This is a genomic window from Achromobacter sp. KK8, from assembly GCF_054188005.1.
Map to the genome: position 1 here is coordinate 3,058,608 of NZ_CM135178.1, position 20,019 is coordinate 3,078,626.

Sequence of the window (20,019 nt, forward strand, 5' to 3'; positions counted from 1 at the left end):
AAATGTTACGCCTGGCCCGCTAGGGGAAAACCCAGACAAGTTCCGCCTCCCGGCTATAATCCAAATTTCCCGCACGCGCCCGCTCGTCCCGGGCGCTTATTACGATGACCAAATACGTATTTGTCACCGGCGGAGTGGTGTCTTCCCTGGGCAAGGGCATCGCCGCTGCGTCGCTTGCCGCCATCCTCGAGTCGCGTGGTCTGCAGGTCACCATGCTCAAGCTCGATCCCTACATCAACGTCGATCCGGGCACCATGAGCCCGTTCCAGCATGGTGAGGTGTTCGTCACGGAAGACGGCGCCGAAACCGACCTGGACCTGGGCCACTACGAGCGTTTCGTGTCCGCCCGCATGCACAAGGTGAACAACTTCACCACCGGGCAGATCTACGAATCGGTGCTGCGCAAAGAGCGCCGTGGCGACTACCTGGGCAAGACCGTCCAGGTCATCCCGCACATCACCAACGAGATCCAGGACTTCATCGCCCGTGGCGCCGACGCCGCCTGGAATGGCAACACCGACGTCGCCATCGTCGAGATCGGCGGCACCGTGGGCGACATCGAATCGCTGCCCTTCCTGGAAGCCGCGCGCCAGATGAGCCTGCGCATGGGCCGCAACAACGCCGCCTTCGTGCACCTGACGCTGGTGCCGTTCATCGCGTCCGCCGGCGAACTCAAGACCAAGCCGACCCAGCACTCGGTGCAGAAGCTGCGCGAAATCGGCATCTACCCGAACGCGCTGCTGTGCCGCGCCGACCGTCCCATCCCGGACGACGAACGCGCCAAGATCTCGATGTTCTCCAACGTCCCCCTGGATGCCGTCATCTCGGTGTGGGACGCCGACTCGATCTACAAGATCCCGGCCATGCTGCACAAGCAGGGCGTGGACAACATCGTCTGCGAAGCGCTGGGCCTGACCCCGCCGCCGGCCGACCTGTCCATGTGGGACAACCTGGTCGATGCGCTCGAACACCCCGAGCACCAGCTCACCATCGGCATGGTCGGCAAGTACGTCGACCTGACCGAGTCGTACAAGTCGCTGACCGAAGCCCTGGTGCACGCCGGCATCCACACGCGCTCGAAGATCAACATCGAGTACATCGATTCCGAAGACATCGAAACCCGCGGCACCGACCAGCTCAAGCACCTGGACGCCATCCTGGTGCCGGGCGGCTTCGGCAAGCGCGGCACCGAAGGCAAGATCGCCGCGATCCGCTACGCCCGTGAAAACGGCGTGCCGTACCTGGGCATCTGCCTGGGCATGCAGCTGGCCGTGATCGAGTTCGCGCGCCACGTGGCCGGCCTGGGCGGCGCCAACAGCACCGAGTTCGATCCGTCGGCGCCGCATCCCGTGGTGGCCCTGATCACCGAATGGATGGACCGCGAAGGCAAGGTCGAGAAGCGCGACAACTCGTCCGACCTGGGCGGCACCATGCGCAAGGGCGCGCAACGCGTGCCGATCAAGCCGGGCACCCGCGCCCAGTCGATCTACGGCGACGAAGTCAACGAACGCCATCGCCACCGCTACGAAGTCAACAACGTCTACGTGCCGCGCCTGGAAGAGGCCGGCATGGTGATCAGCGCGCGCACCCCGACCGAGAACCTGCCGGAAATCATGGAACTGCCCGACCATCCCTGGTTCGTCGGCGTCCAGTTCCACCCGGAGTTCACGTCGACCCCGCGTGACGGCCACCCGCTGTTCTCCAGCTACATCCGCGCCGCCATCGAGCAGAAGGCTCGCCGCGGCCAGGGGGCGTAATGCAGGCCGGCGGCACCGAGCCGCGCATCTGCGCCGCCCGGGCCGCCGGCCTTGTTCCCGCCGTCGCTCCTGGCGGACAATGCGCCGCGGCCCCGCGCCGCTGCGCTGCTTTCGGATACAACCACTTAGCATCGGACAGGCACGGCGCGACCGTGTTGCGCGACACTGCCTGTGTCATGCGGTCCGGCGCCGCGACCCCATCAACGCAACTGCCCTGAAGGAACCCCATGAGTGCCTATCTCATCGCCGACGTCACAGTGACCAAGCCCGCGCAGTACGAGGATTACAAGCGTCTGTCCACGCTCGCCATGCGCGCGTACGATGCCAAGATCCTGGTGCGCGGCGGCGAATCCCGGCACCTCGAGGGGCGTGAGCCCGGCCGCACCGTCGTCATGGAGTTTCCGTCCATGGCCGCGGCCCAGGCCTTCTACGACTCCTGGCAGTACCGACGCGCCCGCAATGCCCGCGAAGGCGCGGCCGTGATGAATATGTTTATCGTTCAGGGAATGTAAAGTCATGAGTGCAATTGTCGATATCATCGGCCGCGAGATCCTGGATTCGCGCGGCAACCCGACCGTCGAATGTGACGTGTTGCTGGAGTCCGGCGCCATGGGCCGCGCGGCCGTGCCGTCGGGCGCGTCCACCGGCGCCCGCGAAGCCATCGAGCTGCGCGACGGCGACAAGGGCCGCTATCTCGGCAAGGGCGTGCTGCGCGCCGTCGAGAACCTCAATACCGAAATCTCGGAAGCGCTGATGGGCCTGGACGCCCAGGAGCAGACCTTCGTCGATCGCACCCTGATCGAGCTGGACGGCACCGAGTCCAAGGAACGCCTGGGCGCCAACGCCATCCTGGCCGCCTCGATGGCCGTGGCCCGCGCCGCCGCCGACGAGTCCGGCCTGTCGCTGTACCGCTATTTCGGCGGCAGCGGCCCCATGAGCATGCCCGTGCCGATGATGAACGTCATCAACGGCGGCGCGCACGCCAACAACACCCTCGACCTGCAGGAACTGATGATCCTGCCGGTGGGCGCGGGCAGCTTCCGCGAGGCCCTGCGCTGGGGCGCCGAAGTCTTCCACATGCTCAAGAAGCTGATCCACGGCCAGGGCATGTCCACCGCGGTGGGCGACGAGGGCGGTTTCGCCCCCAACGTGGCCAGCCATGAAGCCGCGATCCAGCTGATCCTGAAGGCCATCACCGAAGCCGGCTACGAGCCGGGCACGCAGATCGCCCTGGGCCTGGACTGCGCCAGCTCCGAGTTCTACCGCGACGGCAAGTACACCCTGGCCGGCGAAGGCGGCATCTCGCTGTCCTCGCAGGAATTCACCAACCTGCTGGCCACCTGGTGCGACAAGTACCCGATCATCTCGATCGAGGACGGCATGGCCGAAAACGACTGGGAAGGCTGGAAGCTGCTGACCGACCAGCTCGGCAAGAAGGTGCAGCTGGTGGGCGACGACCTATTCGTCACCAACACCAAGATCCTGCGCGAAGGCATCCAGAAGGGCGTGGCCAACTCGATCCTCATCAAGATCAACCAGATCGGCACCCTGACCGAGACCTTCGCCGCCATCGAAATGGCCAAGCGCGCCGGCTACACCGCCGTCGTTTCGCACCGTTCGGGCGAAACCGAGGACTCGACCATCGCCGACATCGCCGTGGCCACCAATGCCATGCAGATCAAGACCGGCTCGCTGTCGCGTTCGGACCGCATGGCCAAGTACAACCAGCTGCTGCGCATCGAGGAAGAACTGGCCGAAGTGGCGTCGTACCCCGGTCTGGAAGCCTTCTACAACTTGCGTTAACGTAAGCGGGCCGCGGCACGCGCCGCGGCCCTGTTAGCGCCACGACTGCTGAGGGTTCCCGCGTATGCGCCTGTTGTTCCTGGTGCTGTTCGTGCTGGTAGGGCTGATCCAATACCCGCTTTGGCTGGGTAAGGGCGGCTGGTTCAAGGTCTGGGACCTGCAACGCCAGGTGGCGGCGCAGCGCGAGACCAACGAAGGCCTGCGCGCGCGCAACGCCGCGCTGGAAGCCGAAGTCCGCGACCTGGACAACGGTTCCGGCGCCATCGAGGAACGGGCCCGGGGCGAACTGGGCATGATGCGCGAAGGCGAAGTCTTCGTGCATATCCTGCCCCAGAACACCCAGCCGCCCGCGGGCGGCGCTTCATTGGCGACCGATGCCGCGGCGCGGCCCGCCACTCCCACCCGCGCCAGCGCGCCCGCCACGCCGCCCAGGCCCGCCGCGCGGCCGGCTACGGGCGCCACTGGCGGCAACGCCGGCGCCTCCCGGCACTGATCGCATCCAAAAGCTGCCCATTCACGGGCAGCGCAAGCTGCGGCATACCCCCTGCACCACGCCCGCCGGATACGGCGGACCGGCAAGCCAGTCCACCGGCTTGCTGTGCATTTCCATTTCGAGTTCGATGCTGATGGGCGCCAGGCCCCGCGCGCGCGCGGCGGCGGCGTAGCTGCCGTCGTTTTCCGCCAGGCCCGCCAGCAGCGTCCGTAGCGGCGGTAGCAATGGCTGGTACAGGTAGGTCAGCCGCAGCCTGAGTATGTTGGCGCGGAAGATATCGGGCTGCAGGATTTCGATGCGCCATGGCACCGTGCCCATCCGCGCGGCGATACGTTCCTGGTTGCGGGCCAGCCGGCGCCCGGCGGTCTCGCCCTGCGGGCCGGCATGCAGTGGCCGCAGCGCCCTCAGGAAGGCGTCGCGGATGCGGGTGGGATCGGCGTGGCCGGTGCTGCCCGCGCGGGCGGCTTCCATCAAGGCCAGATGGGCGACCTGGCGTGTCACCTGCCAGCGCGCCGCGTCGGCCACCAGCGCCGCCACGGACAGCAGCACGGCCATGACCAGGGTGAATTCGAGCGCGGCGGCGCCGCGTTGCGGCACACGAGGCCTTGCAGCGCCCGGCGCAAAGGACGAAGGCAAGGAACGGCGGGGCAAGAAAAAGGCGGTCATGGCCGGCCAGTGTGGCGCGGGCATGACCGCCTGTCGATTCGTGCAAGCCGAGGGGGCTGCCGGGGACGTCAGTGCACCGTCGGCGGCGTGCCGTCCGCGGTGGGCGGGCTTGAGGTGAACAGGGCGGCGCAGTCGACCGCGTCGAAGGCATACGGTTTGCCGCAGAAATCGCAGGACACGTCGACCTGGCCGCGTTCGGCCAGGATGTCCTTGACCTCGTCCTCGCCCAGCGAGCGCAGCATGTTGGCCACGCGCTCGCGGGTGCAGGGACAGTGCCAGCGCACCGGCTGCGGGTCGAACGCCACCAGCGTCTCTTCCCAATACAGGCGGTGGATCAGGGTGTCGATATCGGTGGCCAGCAGTTCCTCGCGCTTGAGCGTGGCGGCCAGCGCCGAGGCGCGGTCCCAGGTCTCGGCGGCGGCCTGCTCGGTCAGGGCCGGCGCATCCGCGCCGCCGTGGTAGGGCAGGCGCTGGATCAGCATGCCGGCGGCGTGTTCGCCGTCCGCGGCCAGCCACAAGCGGGTGTCCAGCTGCTCGGAGGCCTTCATATAGTGCTGCAGGGCCTCGGCGACGGTATCGCCTTCCAGCGGCACAATGCCCTGGTAGGCCTGCTGTCCGGGCACCTTGTGCTGCGGATCCAGCACCACGATGAAGCGGCCATTGCCGCCGGGGTTGAGCAGGCTCTGCATGTCGCCGTCGGCCGGCACGTCATGGCCTTCGCGCACCTTCACGGTGGCGCGCAGGCTGAGGTCGGAACGGCATTCCACCACCAGCAGCGCGATCGGGCCGTCGCCCTGGATCTGCAGTACCAGCGAGCCGTCGAACTTGATGTTGGCGGCCAGCAGGGTGGAGGCCGCCACCAGTTCGCCCAGCAAGTGGGTGATGGCGGGCGGGTAGTCGTGGTTGGCCTGGACGGCCTTCCAGGTATCCGTGAGGCGCACCGCTTGGACGCGGACGCTGCGGTCTTCGAGGAGGTATTTCTTGAGCTGATCGGTCATGGGGGAATGTTAGCCGATCGGACGGCCGATTCCCCCTGCCGGCGACAGGGGTGTAGGCCCTTGCCGGGGCGTTCCCGGCGGCAATGTCAGGCCAGCCGCTTCAAGGCCGTCTTGTAGTGTTGGCCGCGCGCCACGTAGTGGGCGGTGTTCTTGTGCAGATTGGCGATTTCCTCGTCGGACAGCTCGCGCACGATCTTGCCGATGCCGATGACCAGGGAATTGTCAGGAATCACCCGGTCTTCGGGGATGATGGCGCCCGCGCCGATCAGGCAATTGCGGCCGATCACGGCATTGTTCAGCACGATCGCCTGCATGCCCACCAGCGCGCCTTCGTGGATGGTGCAGCCGTGCAGCATGGCCTGGTGGCCCACGGTGACGTTGGGGCCGATGGTCATGGGACAGCCGGTATCCACGTGCAGCACGCTGCCTTCCTGGATATTGGTGCCCTGGCGGATCAGGATGGCGTCGTTGTCGCCCCGGATCGAGACGTGCGACCAGATGCTGACGCCGGCTTCCAGCGTGACATTGCCGATGATGTCGGCGCTGTCGGCCACGTAGGCGGCGGGATCGATGCGGGGAATGAGGTCGTCGAGCTGGTAAATGGGCATGCCCTGTCTCCGGATGCGGCGGGTCCCTGGCGGACCCGCCCGCGTCATTGGGGCCTGGACGCCCGCGCGCGTTCTTCTTCGCGCTGGCGCAGGATGCGACGCTGGATTTTACCGGTGGTGGTCATGGGCAGCTCTTCGACGAACTCGATTTCCTTCGGGTATTCGTAGGGCGCCAGGCGTTCGCGCACGTGTTCCTGCAGGTTTTCGATGATGTCGTTGCGGTCGCGTTGGGCGAATTCGGGTGTCAGCACCACGTAGGCCTTGACCACCGCGCCGCGCTCGGCGTCCGGTTTGGGCACCACGGCGGCATTGGCCACCGCGGGGTGGCCGATCAGGCAGCTTTCGATTTCACCCGGGCCGATGCGGTAGCCGGATGACTTGAACACGTCGTCGGCGCGGCCGGCGTACCAGAGGTAGCCGTCTGCGTCGATCCGCGCCAGGTCGCCCGTCAGGCACCAGTCGCCCTTGAACTTGGCCTGGGTGGCGGCTTCGTTGCGCCAGTAGCCCAGGAACAGGACCGGGTCGGGATAACCGTGGATATCGTAGCGATTGACGGCGATTTCGCCGGTTTCTCCGGCCGCCACCGGCTGACCGGCGTCGTCCAGCACCGCGACCCGATGGCCCGGGTAGGGCCGGCCCATGCTGCCCGGCTTGGCCGGCCAGCGCTTCTGGCTGTTGCCGACCACGTAGTTCATCTCGGTCTGGCCGAACATTTCGTTGGGCGTCACGCCCAGGGCGGACTGGCACCACTCGAAGACGGTCTCGCCGACGCTTTCGCCGGCGCTCATGATCGAGCGCAGGGCCAGCTGATAGCGATTGCGGGGTTCGGGCACCGCTTTCATCATCATCTTGAGCGCGGTCGGGAACAGGAAGGTGTTGGTGACCTGATAGCGCTCCATCAGCTCGAACGCCCGCTCGACCGAGAAGCGGCCGCGGGTGCCGATGATGGGATGGCCGAAATACAGCGTGGGCAGCAGCGCATCCATCATGCCGCCGGTCCAGGCCCAGTCGGCCGGCGACCAGAACACGTCGGCGGGCCGCGGAAACCAGTCCTGCGAGGCCACGAAGCCGGGCAGGTTGCCGATCAGCGCGCTGTGCGGCAGCAGGGCGCCCTTGGGCGCGCCGGTGGTGCCGGAGGTATAGAGCAGGATGGCCGGATCCGACGAGCGCGTCGGCACCGGCTTGAATTCACTGGGTTGGCGCGCCAGCAGGCTGCGCCAGGGCAGCACGCGCTCGTCGGCGAAGCCGATGCCGATGATCTGTTGCAGGTTGGGGCAGTTGTCGCTGACGGCCAGCAGGTTGGCGCTGGAGGCGTGGTCGACGATGGCGACGCGGGTCTCCGAATCGCACAAGCGGCTTTGCAGGGCTTCGGGACCGAACAGGGCCGACAACGGCAACACCACCGCGCCCACGCTGTAGATCGCCATGTGCGCGACCACGGTCTCAGGGCGTTGTCCCAAAACCACACCGACGCGGTCGCCGCGGCCCACGCCCATCTTCACCAGGCCATTGGCCAGCTGATTGGCGGCCTCGGCCAGCCGCGCATAGGTCCAGACCTCGCGGTTGCCGGCTTCATCTTCGTAGTAGATGGCGATGCGCCGCGCATCCGGACTACTGGATGCCCAGCGGTGGCAGCACGCTTCCGCAATGTTGAACTGGGTGGGAACCAGCCAGCGGAATGTTTGGTAGAGCACCTGATATTGGTCGTTCATGGCCCTATGTTGTGAGCATGTTGCAGCGTGAACGGGTCAGTTTTTGCCCGTTGCCCCAATTGCAAGCATGACCTAGAGGGCCGTGAACTGCAATATCCCCGTTGCGTAACGGGGACGTATAAGGGTTATCACGGGTGCTTGCCCTGGCGGCGCAGCGCCGACGGCAGCGCCGGCAACGACAGCGAGCGCGGCTTGCGCTGCGCCGGGTCGGCCTGGCGTTCGGCCTGGATCGCGGCCCAGTCCAGCAGTTGCAGCTGGCCGTCATGGGTCTCGGCCAGGGCCGACAGGCTTTCCACCCAGTCGCCGTCGTTGCAGTACAGGATGCCGCCCACGTCGCGCAGCTCGGCCTTGTGGATATGGCCGCAGACCACCCCGTCCAGGCCGCGACGGCGGGCCTCGCCGGCCAGCGCCTCCTCGAAGTCGGTGATGAAGGACACGGCGTTCTTGACCTTGTGCTTGAGGTACTGCGACAGCGACCAGTAGTGCAGCCCCAGGCGGTGGCGCAGGCGGTTGAAATGGTGGTTGATCCACAGCGCCAGCTGGTAGAGGCCGTCGCCCAGGTGCGCCAGCCAGCGGCTGTGCTGGATCACGCCATCGAACTGGTCGCCGTGCAGCACCAGCAGGCGCATGCCCTTGGCGGTCACGTGCACGTCTTCGTCCAGGATCTCGATGTCGCCGAACGCGTAGCCGGCGAACTCGCGCGCGAATTCGTCATGGTTGCCGGGGATGAACACCACCCGGGTGCCGTTGCGGGCCTTGCGCAGGATGCGCTGGATCACGTCGTTGTGGGCCCGCGGCCAATGCCAGTGCTTGCGCAGCTGCCAGCCGTCGACGATGTCGCCGACCAGGTAGAGGGTGTCGGAATCGTTGTGCTCGAGGAAATCCAGCAGGAACTCCGCCTTGCACCCGGCGGTGCCCAGGTGAATATCGGAAATCCAGAGAGCGCGCCAGTGCGTGGGGCGGATTTCGTTCACGGTGCTGTCCATGGGGGCTGTCGTCATGCCTGGGAATGAAACCACCCCGCGATGACCGTGACATGAAAAAAAAGTGACGCTGTTGTGACGGCCGCGCCCGGCGGGCGCCGGGCGCTGTCAGATGAACCCGCTTCAGGCGCGTAGATGGCTCAGCATGTCGTGCACGTCGTGGGCCATGATGGCCAGCACGCAGACCAGCCCCAGGTAGGCGCAGGTGTAGGTCAGCTTGCTTTCCAGCGTCGTGCCGTAATAGGCCTGGTTCTCGGGCAGGGCGGGGTCGTACTTGAACGCCCGGATGACGTTGGGAAACGCCAGCACGGCCACCAGGATCAGGATCGGGCTGGGGCGCCAGAAAAACAGCGCCACCAGCACCGGCACGCCCACCAGCCAGATGCGCGGCGACAGCACCGCGGTGATGCGGCCGCCGTCGAACGGCGAAAGCGGGATCAGGTTGAAGAGGTTGATGAAGAAGCCCGCGTAGGACAGCGCCAGCAGCAGGTCGCTGCCGGTGCTGCGCGCCGCGAAATAGCAGGCCAGCGAGGCCACCGTGCCCGCCAGCGGGCCGCCCAGGCCCACGTAGGCCTCGGTATCGGCATCGTGCGGCATTTCCTTCAGCTGTATCCAGGCGCCCACGAATGGAATGAACACGGGTGCGCCGACATCCAGGCCGCGCTGGCGCGCCGCGATGTAATGGCCCAGTTCATGCACTAGCAGCAACAGCACGAAGCCTGCCGCGTAGCGCCAGCCGAACACGAAGGCATAGACCGCGACCGACAGCAGCATTGTGCCGCCGGTCGCCAGCAGCTTGCCGAACTTCAGGTACTTGATACCCGAGAACAGCAACAGGAGCAGCTTCATGGCTCAGGGCTGCTGTTGTTCCGCCTTCTTGCCGCGAAAGCGCTTCCACAGGCCGCCGCCCAGCGCGGCGGCCGCCAGGATGCCGACCTTGGCGAACTTGGCCAGGAACGCGGCGATCACGGCGAACAGGCCCAGCTTCTTGGCGGCCACGCCCGCGACCAGCGCGGCCAGGCCGTATTCGGCGACCTTGTCGGTGGACGAGTTGAAGTCGGCGTAGCGCTTGCCTTCGACGTACTTCAGGTTGTCCAGCAGGGTCAGCACCGCGGTCTTGTCCTTCGGCACAAGGTTCTTCTGCGTGATCAGGTCCAGCGTGATGTAGCCGTCGCGGCCCAGCGCGTAGGTGTTGTAGTTGACGGTGGGATTGTCGTTGGCGGTTTCGCCCTTGTGCTTGACGGCCACTGACCAGACCAGGCGCTGCGTGCTGCTGTCGTACTTGGGCGCCTCGACCCAGCCGTCCATCACCAGCTCGGGGAAGCCGCGCTTCTTGCGCTCGACGTTGGACTCTTCGGTGCCATCGCGCAGGCTGTCCAGCAGTTCGCTGACGTTCCAGTTCTTGGCGTCGTCGTCCTTGATGTAGCCGGCCTTGTCGAAATTGACGGTGATGACCCAGTCGTCATCGTCGCTCTTGGGCATGACCACGCCGAGCAGCGAGGGATCCTTGCCGTTGCCGTAGGCCGCCATCAGGCGGTCGGCCTGGATGCGCGGCACGAAGAACATCGATTCAGGCAGGTGCACCACGGCCTGGTCGCCCAGCTTGACGTCGGCCGGGCCTTCCTGGGCGGCGGCGTAGGCTGCCTTCATGGCGGCCTCGATTTCCTGCTGCGCGGCGGCATTCTGGGCCGAGGCGCCGAAGGGCAGGAACAACAAGGCACTGGCGGCGGCCAGGGACAGGCGGGAAAGGAAAGCGCGCATGATAATTATTGGAGCGTCTGTGAAAGGGGCCCCATTGTCTTTGCACGCGACTTTCAACTTTCTGAAAGCCAACGCCTAATTCGCCGCACGATTTTGCCAGTTGTAAGCAGGTATGTTCAGCGCCCGTTCAGGCGTCCGATTCCTGTCGCTCAACGGGTCTTCTTGCGCTGCGGCGCGTTGCGCAGGCGGGTGCCGAGCAGGCGGTCGTGCAGGAACTGGCCGTCCGGATCGAACCAGGACCAGATGAAGATCGTGAACGGCGCGGCCACGATGAACATGTCCATCGAGGGCCAGCCGGTGGCGCTGGCGGCGGCCCACACCACGGCGGCGCCCGCCAGCACCAGCGGCCACGCCAGCACGTAGCGCAGGATCAGGCGGGCGGTGGACGGCGGGTTGCCATCGCGATCGACCAGCCGGATGTTCCATGTCTTCATCGGCAGCGTCTGGCCGCGGCGGCGCCAGCACAGCACGAAATAGGCGCCAATGGCCACGAACAGCCAGGCCTGGCGGGCGGGCCGCAGTTCCAGCGCGTTCTTGCTCTGGGTCAGGGTATCCATGAGGTATCCCGCCAGGAAGACCACGCCGAACAGCAGCACGGCTTCGTACATCATGCAGGCGAACCGGCGCAGCCGGTTGGGGGTCTGGTCGAGGGAGGCGTCGGTCATGGGCCGGTATTATCCGACAAAGCGGCCACCCGGTGGGTTGACGGTTTCCCTGCTCCGGCCATAAAAAAAACCCGCCGGTAAGGGCGGGTCTATAAAAGGGGCTATGCAGCCCCCAAGGGGAAATCGTTCAGGCCATCAGGCCTGCAATCCTGCTTCAGGCGGCCGAGTGCGCGTTCTTGGCGCTCGTCTTGCCAGCCAGGGCACGGATACCGTGGGCCAGCTTACGCAGGCCGGCGGCCAACGCACGCATCGGGTGCGGGCGGAACTGTTCTTCAATAGCCTGGAGCATCAGTTGACGCTCGAGTTCGTCGGTCAGGCGGATGGTGTTGTTCGGGTTGATCACAATAGCCTCCACGGGCTTGCACTGTTGTTTAGCTACTAGGGATAACCCGAATTATAGGGTTAACCCTGAAGCTGTGCAAGTGCCTGGTGCGTATCGGCAACATCCTGGTGCTGATGATGCCCCAAATCGGCGCTGCGGGGCAGCATAAGCAAAGATACGGGCGCGATGTTGCGGCGCTTTTACAACGCGCGCGCAGTGGCATGGGGGCAGGAGGCCGGACGCCCGGGGAATGGAATGCCCCGGGCGCGGAGGCGGCGCGTCAGGCGTCGCGGTAGCCGGCGGCGACCAGTTCGAAGCCGAACAGGCGGCAGTCCAGGGCGCCGTTGTGCAGCGGCACACGGCGCTTGGGCTTGAGGCGCATCTGGTTGGGCAGGGTCAGGTCGCTGGTGATGATGTGCAGCTGCCAGCCGGCGAAATTGCGCTTCAGGCAGGTGGCCCAGTCGCGCCACAGGTCGGCGTCCTGCTCGGTCGCCATGCGTTCGCCGTAGGGCGGGTTGGTGACGATCCAGCCATGGTCGGCGGGCGCCTGCACTTCGCGGGCGTCGCCCACCTCGAACCGGATGGTGTCGGCGGTGAGCCAGGCGCGCTCGGCGTTGTTGCGGGCGAATTCGACCGCCTGTGGATCCAGGTCGTAACCGACCAGAGGCGCGTCCAGCTGCGGCAGGATGCGCGAGCGCGCATCGTCCTTCAGGTCACGCCAGCGGTAGGCATCGTGGCCGCGCAGGCGTTCGAAGCCGAACGGGCGCGAGATGCCGGGGGGCACGCCCAGCGCGATCCAGGCGGCCTCGATCAGGATGGTGCCGGAGCCGCAGAACGGATCCAGCAGCGGCGCGACCGGGTCCCAGCCGGCCAGCGCCAGCATGCCCGCGGCCAGGTTCTCGCGCAGCGGCGCGTCGCCCTTGTCCAGGCGCCAGCCGCGCTTGAACAGCGATTCACCGGAGGTGTCCAGGTACAGCGTGGCGGTGTGGCCGGTCAGGAACAGGTGCACGCGCGCGTCGGGGCGGACCGTGTCGATGCTGGGGCGTTCGCCTTCCAGTTCGCGCAGGCGGTCGCAGATGCCGTCCTTGGCGCGCAGATTGCAGTACTGCAGGCTCTGCACGGGGCTCTTGATCGCCGAGGTATCCACGCGCAGCGTCTGTTCGGCGCCGAACCAGCGCTCCCAGGGCGTATCGCGGGCCAGGTCGAGGATGTCGTCTTCGTGCGAGATCTCGGCGTGGGCGACCTGCACCAGGATGCGGGTGGCCAGGCGCGAATACAGGTTGGCGCGTTGCACACCCGCCCAATCGGCGGTGAAGGAACAGCCGGCGCGGCCGGCTTCGGCGTCGTCGTAGCCCAGGGCCTGCATTTCGGCGGTCAGGGCTTCCTCCAGGCCCTGGGGGCAGGGGGCGAAGACCTTGAAACGCTCGGCCTGGCGCGGTTCGCGCGGGCGGCGCTCGCGGATCTCGACGGAGGGCGCGCGGTCGCGCGGCGCGTCGGCGTCCCGGGCCGGGCCGGCGTTGATCGACGCATCGTCGTCGTAGTCGGGTTCCGGCGCGAACTCGGGCGCGGGGCCGTCGTCCTCGAAGGGATCGTAGAAGCGGCCGGCGGGCGTGGCAGGGGCGATGTACTGGTCGTCCATGCGCGGCGCGCGCTGCGGCGTGCGGCCCGAGCGCGGCGCCGACGGGGCGTCGCGGCGCGGGTCATCGCCACTGCGGGCGCGGTCGCCACGCGGCCCATCGCCACGGCGCGGGCTGTCGCCGCGGGAACCATCACCGCGGCGCGGATTGTCGCCACGCGCGCCGTCACCACGGCGCGGGCCGTCGCCCCGGTCGCCGTCGGCCGATCGGCGCGCGGCGCGGGCCGCGGCCTGGCGCTGCTGGTAGCCCTCGGGGTCCTTCTGGCGCTCGATGTTGTCCTTGGCGCGCTCGTTCTGGGCGACCAGGCGGGCGCGGGCGCCGCTGCGCACGCGTTTGGGCGCGGCTTCGGCGTGCGCGTCGCGCGCGGTTTTCTTGATCGTCAGCGTCTTGCGCGGGCGGTCCTGGTCATCAGCGGACATACGAATCCTGGCGAATGTGCAAAGGGTAGGGGGAATCAGAAGGGTTTGACGACGACCAGCGCCACCACCACCAAGAGCAGCAAGACGGGAACTTCGTTGAACCAGCGATAGAACTTGTGCGAACGGGTGTTCTTGCCCTGTTCGAATTTACGCAGCATGACGCCACAGGCGTGATGGTAGCCGATGACGAGCAGGACGAAAAAGAGCTTGGCGTGCATCCAGCCGTTGCCGGGGCCGACGCCGATGCCGTAGCCCAGGTACAGCCACATGCCGAGCGCCACCGCGACAACCGCCAGGATGGTGGTGAAGCGGTAGAGGCGGCGCGCCATGCCGAGCAGGGTGACCTGGACGGCCGAATCCGATTGCTGGGCCAGGTTCACGAAGATGCGGGGCAGGTAGAACAGGCCGGCGAACCAGGAGGCGATGAAGACGATGTGGAAGGTTTTTACCCAGAGCATGGACATGGTGGGGGCGGTCTTTGTTTTCTTGGGGAAGGGGGATTGTAATTGCTGGGGGCGGGCGGTTCTTCGTAGGTCGCCCGTCGCGGCGGCGGTTTGGGGGGCGGGCGCCCACGATTGCGGTCCGGAGCGTTCGCTCCGGACTGCCCCTGCCTCAACCTCGTGGCCGCCGTTCGGCGGCTGCCTTCGGTTTCCGTCGGGCGCATCGAGGTTGCCCGCCCCCCAAACCGCCGCCGCGACGGGCTGCGGGTTTCGAGAAATGAGGCGCTGCCAGACCGGTGGGGTTCTGGGGAGGTTTGCGGGGCCCGTCAAAACCGGCCGCGCGGGCGGCCGGTTTTGACTTACGCGGTGGTTTGCGTCGGGACGGGGGGCGCTGCGCGGTGGTGGACAGGTGCTTGCTTGGCGCGCAGCCGCGAGGAAGGGAGAAGAGCGGCCCCGGACGGTTTTGCCGTAATGGGGCCGTGGGGCGTGCAGCTTGTTGCTTCAGATCTGCGCTTGTCGCTTCGGATCAGATCCACGCGTGTCGCCTCAGATCACATACAGGTCGACGTACTCGTGCACCGGCATCGCTTCCAGCTTTTTCTGATCCAGCGAAGCTTCCAGGATGCGGGCCTGTTGGCGGGCGGGGAAGATGCGGGCGAGGTTGGTGCGGAATTTCGCTTCCAGCAGGGGGATGCCGTCGGCGCGGCGGCGTTTGTGGCCGATGGGGTATTCGCAGACGACCTCGTCGAGCTGGGTGCCGTCGGTGAAGCTGACGGTGAGGGCGTTGGCGATGGAGCGCTTGTCGGGGTCGTGGTAGTCGCGGGTGTAGGCCGGGTCCTCGACGCAGGCGATCTTGTCGCGCAGGGCGTCGATGCGCGGGTCGGCGGCGACGTCGTCCTCGTAGTCGGCGGCGGTGAGGCGGCCGAACAGGAGCGGGACGGCGACCATGTACTGGATGCAGTGGTCGCGGTCGGCGGGGTTGTTCAGCGGGCCCTTCTTGTCGATGATGCGGATGCACGCCTCGTGGGTGCGGATGGTGATGCTGGCGATGTCGTCGGCGGACTTGCCCAGGGACTTGAGGCGGTCATGGAGCTGCATGGCGCACTCGACCGCGGTCTGCGAGTGGAACTCGGCCGGGAACGAAATCTTGAACAGCACGTTTTCCATGACGTAGCTGCCGTAGGGGCGCTGGAACCGGAACGGCTGGCCCTTGAACAGCACGTCGTAGAAGCCCCAGGTCTTGGCGGACAGCACCGAGGGGTAGCCCATCTCGCCGGTGCGGGCGATCAGCGCCAGGCGCACGGCGCGGCTGGTGGCATCGCCGGCGGCCCAGCTCTTGCGGCTGCCGGTGTTGGGGGCGTGGCGGTAGGTGCGCAGGCTCTGGCCGTCGACCCAGGCCAGCGAGACGGCGTTGATGACTTCGTCGCGGTTCAGCCCCAGCATCTGCGCCACCACGGCGGTGGACGCGACCTTGACCAGCACCACGTGGTCCAGGCCGACCTTGTTGAAGGAATTCTCGAGCGCGATGCAGCCCTGGATTTCGTGCGCCTTGATCATGCCGGTCAGCACGGCGCGCATCGTCAGGGGCGGCTTGCCGGCGGCGACGGCGGTGCGCGACAGCCAGTCGGCGGTGGCCAGGATGCCGCCCACGTTGTCGGACGGGTGGCCCCATTCGGCGGCCAGCCAGGTGTCGTTGAAATCGAGCCAGCGGATCATCGCGCCGATGTTGAACGCGGCCTGCACGGGGTCCAGCTGGAATTGGGTGCCGGGCACCTTGGCGCCGTGCGGGACGACGGTGCCGGGGACGACGGGGCCCAGCAGCTTGCGGCACGCCGGATATTCCAGCGCTTCCAGGCCGCAGCCGAGGGTGTCGATCAGGCAGTTGCGAGCGGTCTCGTAGGCCAGGCCGCTCTGGATTTCATAGTTCAGTACGTAGTCGGCGATATCGACCAGGACCTGGTCGGGCTCGGGACGGACGTTGGAGATCGGGGCAGACATTTGGTACCTCTCCTGAGTGTTTACAGGCGGCACTGGGCCCGCGCGGCGCGGGGTATGGCGTCGGCAGGCCCATGTCGTCGTCTTACTTGCGCTTGTCGATCGGCACGAACTTCTGATCTTCCGGACCGACGTAGTTGGCGGTCGGGCGGATGATCTTGTTGTCCACGCGCTGCTCGATGATGTGGGCCGACCAGCCCGCGGTGCGCGCGATCACGAACAGCGGGGTGAACATGGCGGTGGGCACGCCCATCATGTGGTAGCTGACGGCCGAGAACCAGTCCAGGTTGGGGAACATCTTCTTGATGTCCCACATGACCGTCTCGAGGCGTTCGGCGATGTCGAACATCTTGGTGCTGCCGGCCTTCTTGGACAGCTTCTTGGCCACTTCCTTGATGACCTTGTTGCGCGGGTCGGACACGGTGTAGACCGGATGGCCGAAGCCGATGATGACTTCCTTGGCCTCGACGCGGCGGCGGATGTCGGCCTCGGCTTCGTCCGGCGTCTCGTAGCGCTTCTGCACGTCGAAGGCGACCTCGTTGGCGCCGCCGTGCTTGGGGCCGCGCAGCGCGCCGATGGCGCCGGTGATGGCCGAGAACATGTCCGAGCCGGTGCCGGCGATGACGCGGGCGGTGAAGGTGGAGGCGTTGAATTCGTGCTCGGCGTACAGGTTCAGCGAGATGTGCATCGCCTTGACCCATTCGTCGCTCGGCTTCTCGCCGTGCAGCAGGTGCAGGAAGTGGCCGCCGATGCTGTCATCGTCGGTCTGCACGTCGATCACGCGGCCGTTGTGGCTGTAGTGGTACCAGTACAGCAGGGCCGAACCCAGGTTGGCCATCAGGCGGTCGGCGATGTCGCGCGCGCCGGGCAGGTTGTGGTCGTCCTTTTCGGGCAGCACGCAGCCCAGCACCGAGACGGCCGTGCGCATCACGTCCATCGGGTGGCTGGCGGCGGGCAGCGCCTCGAGCGCGTCCTGCAGCTGCACCGGCAGGCCGCGCAGCGAACGCAGCTTTTCCTTGTAGGCCTTCAGTTCGGCCTTGTTGGGCAGCTTGCCGTGCACCAGCAGGTGGGCGATTTCCTCGAACTCGCTGGTGTGGGCGATGTCCAGGATGTCGTAGCCGCGGTAGTGCAGGTCGTTGCCGCTGCGGCCGACGGTACACAGCGCGGTGTTGCCGGCGACCACGCCGGACAGCGCGACCGATTTCTTGGGCTTGAAGCCGGCCTTTTCTTCCGGCTTGGCGGCCGGGGTGGTATCCGTTTTGGCAGCCTGCTTCTTGGGAGCCGTGCTCATGTCTCTACTCCTTTCCTTTCGCGGTGGTCGATGCAATGGGGGAAGCTGGGGCGCCGCGGGATCGCCGCGGCGCCGGATGCGGTGGCGCGCTCAGGCCTTGCCCTTCTGGAACAGGGCGTCCAGGCGCGATTCGAATTCGTGGTAGCCGATGCGGTCGTACAGTTCTTCGCGCGTCTGCATCAGGTCGACCACATTCTTCTGGTGACCGTCGCGGCGGATGGCGGTGTAGACGGCCTCGGCGGCCTTGTTCATGGCGCGGAAGGCCGACAGCGGGTAGAGCACCATGCCCACGCCCACGCTCTTGAGTTCTTCCACCGAGAACAGCGGCGTCTTGCCGAATTCGGTGATGTTGGCCAGCACCGGCACCTTGACCGCCTTGACGAAGCGGTCGTAGGTCGGCAGGTCGTAGGCGGCTTCGGCGAAGATGGCGTCGGCGCCGGCTTCGACGCAGGCCAGGGCGCGCTCGATGGCGGCGTCCACGCCGTGCGAGGCGATGGCGTCGGTGCGCGCGATCAGGTAGAAGTCGCTGTCGGTGCGGGCGTCGGCCGCGGCCTTGACGCGGTCGGCCATTTCCTCGGTGCTGACGATTTCCTTGCCCGGACGGTGGCCGCAGCGCTTGGCGCCGACCTGGTCTTCGATGTGGCAGGCGGCGGCGCCGAACTTGATCAGGCTCTTGACGGTGCGGGCGATGTTGAACGCCGACGGGCCGAAGCCGGTGTCGATGTCGACCAGCAGCGGCACGTCGCAGACGTCGGTGATGCGGCGCACGTCCGTCAGCACGTCGTCCATGGTGTTGATGCCCAGGTCGGGCAGGCCCAGCGAACCCGCGGCAACGCCGCCGCCCGACAGGTAGATGGCGCGGTAACCGGCGCGCTTGGCCAGCAGGGCGTGGTTGGCGTTGATGGCGCCAATGATCTGCAACGGGTTTTCTTCGGCGAGCGCGCGGCGGAACAGGGCGCCGGCGGATTCGGGTCTGGACATGGGTGGTCTCCGTTATAGGGGCCGGGTGTCGTGACGTTGCCCCGGCTGGGATGTCAGGTCTTGCGGGTCCGCGGCGGGCCGGATCGGGGTCCGGCGCCTTGCCATGACCTTACCGCGGTCGCGGCGCGTAAATCTGTCCCCTTCGCGACAATTCCTTGCGCGGCGGCAAAGAGACAGGTGTACGTGCCGCGCGGCGCATTGCGCGAATGCGCCGCGCTTGCGAATTGGGCCCGCGTCAACGGGCCCAATTCTGCTTGCGGACTGCTTACTTCAGCAGGTCCTTGACGCCGTCGCGCTCTTCCAGCAGCTCTTTCAGCGTGAAGTCCAGGCGCTCGCGCGAGAAGGCGTCGATTTCCAGGCCTTCGACGCGCTTGTATTCGCCGTTTTCGGTCGTGACCGGCACGCCGTAGATGATGCCTTCGGGGATGCCGTAGGAGCCATCCGACGGAATGCCCATGGTGACCCACTTGCCGTTGCTGCCCAGGACCCAGTCACGCACGTGGTCGATGGCGGCGTTGGCGGCCGAGGCGGCCGACGACAGGCCGCGGGCCTCGATGATGGCGGCGCCGCGCTTGCCCACGGTGGGGATGAAGGTGTCGCGGTTCCAGGCGTCGTCGTTGATCAGCTTGGACAGCGATTCGCCGCCGACGGTGGCGAAGCGGTAGTCGGGGTACATGGTGGGCGAGTGGTTGCCCCACACGACCAGCTTCTCGATGTCGGCCACGGCCTTGCCCGACTTGGCGGCCAGTTGCGACAGGGCGCGGTTGTGGTCCAGGCGCAGCATGGCGGTGAAGTTCTTGGCGGGCAGGTCCGGCGCCGACTTCATGGCGATGTAGGCGTTGGTGTTGGCCGGGTTGCCGACCACCAGGACCTTGACGTTGCGGCTGGCGACGTCGTTCAGGGCCTTGCCCTGGGCCGTGAAGATCTGGGCGTTGACCGACAGCAGGTCCTTGCGTTCCATGCCGGGGCCGCGCGGGCGGGCGCCGACCAGCAGGGCCACGTCCGCGTCCTTGAACGCCGTGCGCGGATCGCTGTGGGCGGTGACTTCCTGCAGCAGCGGGAAGGCGCAGTCATCCAGTTCCATGATGACGCCCTTCAGGGCCTTTTGCGCTTTTTCGTCGGGGATTTCAAGCAGTTGCAGAATGACGGGCTGATCTTTGCCCAGCATTTCGCCGGAGGCGATGCGGAACAGCAGTGCGTAACCGATTTGGCCGGCGGCGCCGGTGACGGCGACACGCAAGGCAGGCTTAGACATGGACGTTCTCCGTAATGGTGTGGCGAGAAAGAAATCTCGCCAATCAGTGTAATCCGTTGAGCGGCGCAAACGGCCTGCGCGCGAGGGGCGGCCAGGTTGCCGGACAGACGGAAATCCTAGAACTAATTTACGGGTGCGTCAATTGATCTTATATCTTATATAAGACATAAGACGTTGGACAGCGTTGCCCCCGATATGCCACAATAGAGCGTTTGTTCGAATGCGCCGCAGCA

19 protein-coding genes are annotated in these 20,019 nt (G+C 66.6%); 4 read left to right on the plus strand and 15 right to left on the minus strand.

What is annotated here, in order from left to right; all coding sequences use genetic code 11:
• The first annotated feature begins 104 nt into the window (after window positions 1-104).
• The 4 genes from ACVN9Z_RS14145 to ftsB all read left to right on the plus strand — a co-directional run bounded on the left by ACVN9Z_RS14145 (window position 105) and on the right by ftsB (window position 4,053).
• A complete protein-coding gene (locus tag ACVN9Z_RS14145) occupies window positions 105-1,757 on the plus strand; it encodes a CTP synthase (RefSeq protein ID WP_006389343.1) in 1,653 nt (550 codons plus the stop codon).
• Window positions 1,758-1,984: 227 nt separating this feature from the next.
• Complete coding sequence (locus tag ACVN9Z_RS14150) at window positions 1,985-2,269, plus strand: DUF1330 domain-containing protein (RefSeq protein WP_006389344.1); 285 nt, start codon at window positions 1,985-1,987, stop codon at window positions 2,267-2,269.
• Window positions 2,270-2,273: 4 nt separating this feature from the next.
• A complete protein-coding gene (gene eno / locus ACVN9Z_RS14155; RefSeq protein ID WP_006389345.1) occupies window positions 2,274-3,560 on the plus strand; it encodes a phosphopyruvate hydratase in 1,287 nt (428 codons plus the stop codon).
• Between the two features lie 64 nt (window positions 3,561-3,624).
• Window positions 3,625-4,053, plus strand: a complete 429-nt coding sequence (ftsB, locus tag ACVN9Z_RS14160) for a cell division protein FtsB (protein WP_020924653.1) — start codon at window positions 3,625-3,627, stop codon at window positions 4,051-4,053.
• Between the two features lie 21 nt (window positions 4,054-4,074).
• Here ftsB and ACVN9Z_RS14165 read toward each other — a convergent pair whose 3' ends face one another.
• From ACVN9Z_RS14165 to ACVN9Z_RS14235, 15 genes are all read right to left on the minus strand, one after another.
• Window positions 4,075-4,650 carry a TadE/TadG family type IV pilus assembly protein gene (locus ACVN9Z_RS14165; protein WP_020924652.1) on the minus strand — a complete coding sequence of 192 codons (576 nt, stop codon included), beginning with the start codon at window positions 4,648-4,650 and terminating at the stop codon, window positions 4,075-4,077.
• Between the two features lie 137 nt (window positions 4,651-4,787).
• Window positions 4,788-5,717 (minus strand): Hsp33 family molecular chaperone HslO, encoded by a 930-nt coding sequence (gene hslO, locus ACVN9Z_RS14170; protein WP_020924651.1) that lies wholly within the window; start codon window positions 5,715-5,717, stop codon window positions 4,788-4,790.
• Window positions 5,718-5,803: 86 nt separating this feature from the next.
• Window positions 5,804-6,325 carry a gamma carbonic anhydrase family protein gene (locus tag ACVN9Z_RS14175; RefSeq protein WP_006389349.1) on the minus strand — a complete coding sequence of 174 codons (522 nt, stop codon included), beginning with the start codon at window positions 6,323-6,325 and terminating at the stop codon, window positions 5,804-5,806.
• 44 nt (window positions 6,326-6,369) lie between these two features.
• The gene (locus tag ACVN9Z_RS14180; protein WP_238877068.1) at window positions 6,370-8,037 is read right to left on the minus strand and encodes an acyl-CoA synthetase; all 1,668 of its coding nucleotides are present in this window, start codon (window positions 8,035-8,037) and stop codon (window positions 6,370-6,372) included.
• A 128-nt stretch (window positions 8,038-8,165) separates the two neighbouring features.
• Window positions 8,166-9,038 (minus strand): UDP-2,3-diacylglucosamine diphosphatase, encoded by an 873-nt coding sequence (locus ACVN9Z_RS14185; protein WP_085941830.1) that lies wholly within the window; start codon window positions 9,036-9,038, stop codon window positions 8,166-8,168.
• 105 nt (window positions 9,039-9,143) lie between these two features.
• Window positions 9,144-9,869 (minus strand): site-2 protease family protein, encoded by a 726-nt coding sequence (locus ACVN9Z_RS14190; RefSeq protein WP_006389352.1) that lies wholly within the window; start codon window positions 9,867-9,869, stop codon window positions 9,144-9,146.
• A gap of 3 nt (window positions 9,870-9,872) precedes the next feature.
• Window positions 9,873-10,781 (minus strand): DUF2167 domain-containing protein, encoded by a 909-nt coding sequence (locus ACVN9Z_RS14195; protein WP_006389353.1) that lies wholly within the window; start codon window positions 10,779-10,781, stop codon window positions 9,873-9,875.
• Between the two features lie 149 nt (window positions 10,782-10,930).
• Window positions 10,931-11,446 carry an RDD family protein gene (locus ACVN9Z_RS14200; RefSeq protein ID WP_006389354.1) on the minus strand — a complete coding sequence of 172 codons (516 nt, stop codon included), beginning with the start codon at window positions 11,444-11,446 and terminating at the stop codon, window positions 10,931-10,933.
• Window positions 11,447-11,600: 154 nt separating this feature from the next.
• On the minus strand, window positions 11,601-11,789 hold the full coding sequence (locus ACVN9Z_RS14205; protein ID WP_006389355.1) for a hypothetical protein: 189 nt from the start codon (window positions 11,787-11,789) through the stop codon (window positions 11,601-11,603).
• Window positions 11,790-12,048: 259 nt separating this feature from the next.
• Window positions 12,049-13,824, minus strand: a complete 1,776-nt coding sequence (locus ACVN9Z_RS14210) for a THUMP domain-containing protein (protein WP_458213479.1) — start codon at window positions 13,822-13,824, stop codon at window positions 12,049-12,051.
• 35 nt (window positions 13,825-13,859) lie between these two features.
• Window positions 13,860-14,288 carry a CopD family protein gene (locus ACVN9Z_RS14215; protein ID WP_006384749.1) on the minus strand — a complete coding sequence of 143 codons (429 nt, stop codon included), beginning with the start codon at window positions 14,286-14,288 and terminating at the stop codon, window positions 13,860-13,862.
• A 522-nt stretch (window positions 14,289-14,810) separates the two neighbouring features.
• On the minus strand, window positions 14,811-16,262 hold the full coding sequence (locus ACVN9Z_RS14220) for a bifunctional 2-methylcitrate dehydratase/aconitate hydratase (RefSeq protein ID WP_458213480.1): 1,452 nt from the start codon (window positions 16,260-16,262) through the stop codon (window positions 14,811-14,813).
• Window positions 16,263-16,344: 82 nt separating this feature from the next.
• The gene (prpC, locus tag ACVN9Z_RS14225; RefSeq protein ID WP_020924646.1) at window positions 16,345-17,550 is read right to left on the minus strand and encodes a bifunctional 2-methylcitrate synthase/citrate synthase; all 1,206 of its coding nucleotides are present in this window, start codon (window positions 17,548-17,550) and stop codon (window positions 16,345-16,347) included.
• A gap of 90 nt (window positions 17,551-17,640) precedes the next feature.
• Window positions 17,641-18,531 carry a methylisocitrate lyase gene (gene prpB / locus ACVN9Z_RS14230; RefSeq protein ID WP_006389359.1) on the minus strand — a complete coding sequence of 297 codons (891 nt, stop codon included), beginning with the start codon at window positions 18,529-18,531 and terminating at the stop codon, window positions 17,641-17,643.
• Between the two features lie 265 nt (window positions 18,532-18,796).
• Complete coding sequence (locus ACVN9Z_RS14235) at window positions 18,797-19,786, minus strand: malate dehydrogenase (protein WP_006389360.1); 990 nt, start codon at window positions 19,784-19,786, stop codon at window positions 18,797-18,799.
• Window positions 19,787-20,019: the final 233 nt, after the last annotated feature.

Excerpts from the sequence above, each read along its gene's own strand:
- ACVN9Z_RS14220 (WP_458213480.1), bottom strand. The coding sequence starts at position 16,262 with ATGTCTGCCCCGATCTCCAACGTCCGTCCCGAGCCCGACCAGGTCCTG.
- ACVN9Z_RS14210 (WP_458213479.1), bottom strand. The coding sequence starts at position 13,824 with ATGTCCGCTGATGACCAGGACCGCCCGCGCAAGACGCTGACGATCAAG.
- ACVN9Z_RS14180 (WP_238877068.1), bottom strand. The coding sequence starts at position 8,037 with ATGAACGACCAATATCAGGTGCTCTACCAAACATTCCGCTGGCTGGTT.
- ACVN9Z_RS14145 (WP_006389343.1), top strand. The coding sequence starts at position 105 with ATGACCAAATACGTATTTGTCACCGGCGGAGTGGTGTCTTCCCTGGGC.
- ACVN9Z_RS14215 (WP_006384749.1), bottom strand. The coding sequence starts at position 14,288 with ATGTCCATGCTCTGGGTAAAAACCTTCCACATCGTCTTCATCGCCTCC.
- ACVN9Z_RS14200 (WP_006389354.1), bottom strand. The coding sequence starts at position 11,446 with ATGACCGACGCCTCCCTCGACCAGACCCCCAACCGGCTGCGCCGGTTC.
- ACVN9Z_RS14190 (WP_006389352.1), bottom strand. The coding sequence starts at position 9,869 with ATGAAGCTGCTCCTGTTGCTGTTCTCGGGTATCAAGTACCTGAAGTTC.
- ftsB (WP_020924653.1), top strand. The coding sequence starts at position 3,625 with ATGCGCCTGTTGTTCCTGGTGCTGTTCGTGCTGGTAGGGCTGATCCAA.
- hslO (WP_020924651.1), bottom strand. The coding sequence starts at position 5,717 with ATGACCGATCAGCTCAAGAAATACCTCCTCGAAGACCGCAGCGTCCGC.
- ACVN9Z_RS14175 (WP_006389349.1), bottom strand. The coding sequence starts at position 6,325 with ATGCCCATTTACCAGCTCGACGACCTCATTCCCCGCATCGATCCCGCC.
- prpC (WP_020924646.1), bottom strand. The coding sequence starts at position 17,550 with ATGAGCACGGCTCCCAAGAAGCAGGCTGCCAAAACGGATACCACCCCG.
- ACVN9Z_RS14185 (WP_085941830.1), bottom strand. The coding sequence starts at position 9,038 with ATGACGACAGCCCCCATGGACAGCACCGTGAACGAAATCCGCCCCACG.
- ACVN9Z_RS14195 (WP_006389353.1), bottom strand. The coding sequence starts at position 10,781 with ATGCGCGCTTTCCTTTCCCGCCTGTCCCTGGCCGCCGCCAGTGCCTTG.
- ACVN9Z_RS14235 (WP_006389360.1), bottom strand. The coding sequence starts at position 19,786 with ATGTCTAAGCCTGCCTTGCGTGTCGCCGTCACCGGCGCCGCCGGCCAA.
- prpB (WP_006389359.1), bottom strand. The coding sequence starts at position 18,531 with ATGTCCAGACCCGAATCCGCCGGCGCCCTGTTCCGCCGCGCGCTCGCC.
- eno (WP_006389345.1), top strand. The coding sequence starts at position 2,274 with ATGAGTGCAATTGTCGATATCATCGGCCGCGAGATCCTGGATTCGCGC.
- ACVN9Z_RS14150 (WP_006389344.1), top strand. The coding sequence starts at position 1,985 with ATGAGTGCCTATCTCATCGCCGACGTCACAGTGACCAAGCCCGCGCAG.